The organism is Arthrospira sp. PCC 8006 (genome assembly GCF_046480465.1).
GTDB classification, from domain to species: Bacteria; Cyanobacteriota; Cyanobacteriia; order Cyanobacteriales; family Microcoleaceae; genus Limnospira; species Limnospira platensis.
On sequence record NZ_PKGG01000355.1, the window covers coordinates 1 to 3,339 of the forward strand.

Consider the following 3,339-nt stretch of genomic DNA (forward strand, 5'->3'; position numbering starts at 1 on the left):
TAAAAGTACTATAGTGCCCGGTATAACTTGGGAGATGGCCGCGGGGAGCAGTCGCGGAAAACGTGCAATCAGACCAGACCACGTAATCCCCATTATATCGCCATGCCACCTCGTCACAAAACTGACACCACGCTGTATCACCTGGATAGTGTCCTACAAGCTTACCTCCACAATTGATGTAAATTTGCTTCTGGACACTAAACCCAAAGCGTCCCCTGCTGTGTTTGACCCAAAGACCATCGATGATTCGCAAATCCTCGCCGGGAAAGTTTTTGATATCATCGTCGTCTAAATATCTCCTAGAGGTTTTTTGTGCCACCGCTAACATCATCTTAGCCGTTTCTTTGTCGGCAGCTTTCCAGTTGCCTGATTTCAATAATCTGTCGAGTTCGGTATACAAAAAACCAGAAGAAGACACGATGGTAGTATCTGCCACGGCTTCAGTTATCGACTGGAGTTGAGATGCGATCGCTTCTATCTGCGATTCTAGCCGTGATAGCGATTGAGATGCGATCGCTTCTATCTGCGATTCTAGCCGTGATAGCGATTGAGATGCGATCGCTTCTACCTGCGATTCTAGGCGTGATAGCGATTGGGATTGAGATGCGATCGCTTTGACCTGTGACGATTGGCATTGGAGTTGAGATGCGATCGCTTCTATCTGAGATTCTAGCCRTGATAGCGATTGGGATTGAGATGCGATCGCTTCTACCTGCGATTCTAGGCGTGATAGCGATTGGGATTGAGATGCGATCGCTTTGANCTGTGACGATTGGRATTGAGATGCGATCGCTTCTAYCTGSGATTCTAGGCGTGATAGCRATTGGGATTGAGATGCGATAGCTTCTATCTGCGATTCTAGGCGTGATAGCGATTGGGATTGAGATGCGATCGCTTCTACCTGCGATTCTAGGCGTGATAGCGATTGGGATTGAGATGCGATCGCTTCTATCTGCGATTCTAGGCGTGATAGCGATTGGGATTGAGATGCGATCGCTTCTATCTGCGATTCTAGGCGTGATAGCGATTGGGATTGAGATGCGATCGCTTCTATCTGCGATTCTAGGCGTGATAGCGATTGAGATGCGATCGCTTCTAYCTGCGATTCTAGGCGTGATAGCGATTGAGATGCGATCGCTTCTACCTGCGATTCTAGGCGTGATAGCGATTGAGATGCGATCGCTTCTACCTGCGATTCTAGGCGTGATAGCGATTGAGATGCGATCGCTTCTACCTGCGATTCTAGGCGTGATAGCGATTGAGATGCGATCGCTTCATTCTGGGATTCTAGGCGTGATTGAGTAGTGGTAAAACCGTCAATTTTCCGGGTCATTTCATCTAACTGAGACTGTAGGTGAGAGACCATCAACTGTGCGGACTTTACCTGAGACTGAGACAATTGCCAAACCCGCTTGGCTGCCGCAATGCGTTTTTTCTCCTTCTCCAAAAACCCCGACGGTATCCCACCAATCACAGGGGGATAGGGGGTCAGGTCATAACCACACACGGAACAGGTTTCCACCTCATTTGGTGTATATTCCGTTTCACAAACGGGACATTTCGCCATAATTCTAAACCCCGATAAGACATAGAAACCGGGTGTAGGGAAACCCGGCTTTATGCTACTATAACCGAACGAGAGGAACTAGAAACCCAGTTTCTACCACCAGTGGAGAAGTAAGACTTCGTAGGGTGGGTTGAGTGCGTAACCCACCGCCAATGGAGAGTAGGAGTGGTGTTGATATTTCATTAACATTTGAATGGTGAACTACGGGACTGCCTGAAGTGTTTATATGCTACAGTAGACAAGTCGTGCGCGAGAGAACAAATGCACTTAATCAGACTTCAATGAATGGCCTACCTGATACCACTCGTATAACCAAGGCCAAAAAGGAAGATAGCCACAGGGAGCAATCGCCGCAAACGTGCAATCTGACTTCAAAATCCAAGACCTTCCAACTCGCCATCCCACCTGGTCACCATAGCGCTCTAATATATCATCACCTTTTGGATAGCTTCCATCAGGCAATCCTCCACAATTGATGTAAATTTGCTTCTGGACACTAAACCCGAAGCGTCCCCTGCTGTGTTTGACCCAAAGACCATCGATGATTCGCCAATCCTCGCCGGGAAAGTTTTTGATATCATCATAGTTTAAATATCCATCGTGGGTTTTTCCCGCCACCCTACACATCATCTTAGCCGTTTTTTCGTCGGCAGCTTTCCACTGGCCTGATTTCAATAATCTGTTGAGTTGGCTATAATCAAAACCAGAATAAGACACGATGGGAGTATCTGCCACGGCTTCAGTTATCGACTCGAGTTGAGATGCGATCGCTTCTATCTGAGATTCTAGCTGTGATTGGGATTGAGATGCGATCGCTTCTACCTGCGATTCTAGCTGTGATTGGGATTGAGATGCGATCGCTTCATTCTGGGATTGGAGTTGAGATGCGATCGCTTTTCTCTGTGATTGGGATTGAGATGCGATCGCTTCTATCTGAGATTCTAGCTGTGATTGAGTAGTGGTAAAACCGTCAATTTTCCGGGTCATTTCATCTAACTGAGACTGCACTTTAGAGACCATCAACTGTGCGGACTCTACCTGAGACTGAGACAATTGCCAAACCCGCTTGGCTGCCGCAATGCGTTTTTTCCTTCTCCCAAAACCCCGACGGTATCCCACCAATTATAGGGGGATAGGGTGTCAGGTCATAACCACACACCGAACAGGTTTCCACCTCATTTTCTATATATTCCGTTTCACAAACGGGACATTTCGCCATCATTCTCAACCCCAATAAATCATGACAACCGGGCGGAGGGAAACCCGGCTATTTTGGTATTATAACCCACAGTGAGGGCAGGCTCCTACCTAGTCCACGGAAACCCGGTTATAACTCACGAATGCCACTGGCTGTCAACACTTCATTAAGGGTTAATTCCCACTGTGGGAAAGTGGGGGAAAAAATGCGATCGCCTCCCGGTAAAGACTGGATTGGTGCTATAATAATCTACAGCAACTCAAACTCAAACTGAAAATTAACTGGCTTGACTGTTCATCAAGATATTAGGGGATTATGCCTCGAAGAGATACAACTCATAATATTATCAAACAAGCTATAATTAAAGATGGTTGGTCAATTACAGATGATCCTTATGTGATTTCCTATGGGGAGCGATTTTTATTTGTAGATCTGGGTGTCAGGCGATCGCATTTTCCGACGCAGCCAAAAGGATCTATTATTGGTGCCAGACGAGATCGGACCCGTATTGCCATTGAAATCAAAGAATTTAGAGGACTATCAGCGATTGCCGATTTAGAACAAGCGATCGGAC

The 3,339-nt window shown here is 46.8% G+C and carries 2 protein-coding genes and 1 pseudogene; 1 reads left to right on the top strand and 2 read right to left on the bottom strand.

All coding sequences use genetic code 11. The annotated features are described in order from the left end of the window. On the bottom strand, nucleotides 1-1,567 hold a 1,567-nt coding region (locus B9T16_RS27105; RefSeq protein WP_410246222.1), incomplete at its 3' end, for a GUN4 domain-containing protein. 267 nt (nucleotides 1,568-1,834) lie between these two features. Beyond that, nucleotides 1,835-2,789, bottom strand: a pseudogene (locus B9T16_RS27110) (GUN4 domain-containing protein). Between the two features lie 291 nt (nucleotides 2,790-3,080). Between B9T16_RS27110 and B9T16_RS27115 the strand changes: the two are divergent. After that, nucleotides 3,081-3,339 (top strand): element excision factor XisH family protein (locus B9T16_RS27115; RefSeq protein ID WP_410246223.1); only part of this gene is annotated, 259 nt, incomplete at its 3' end.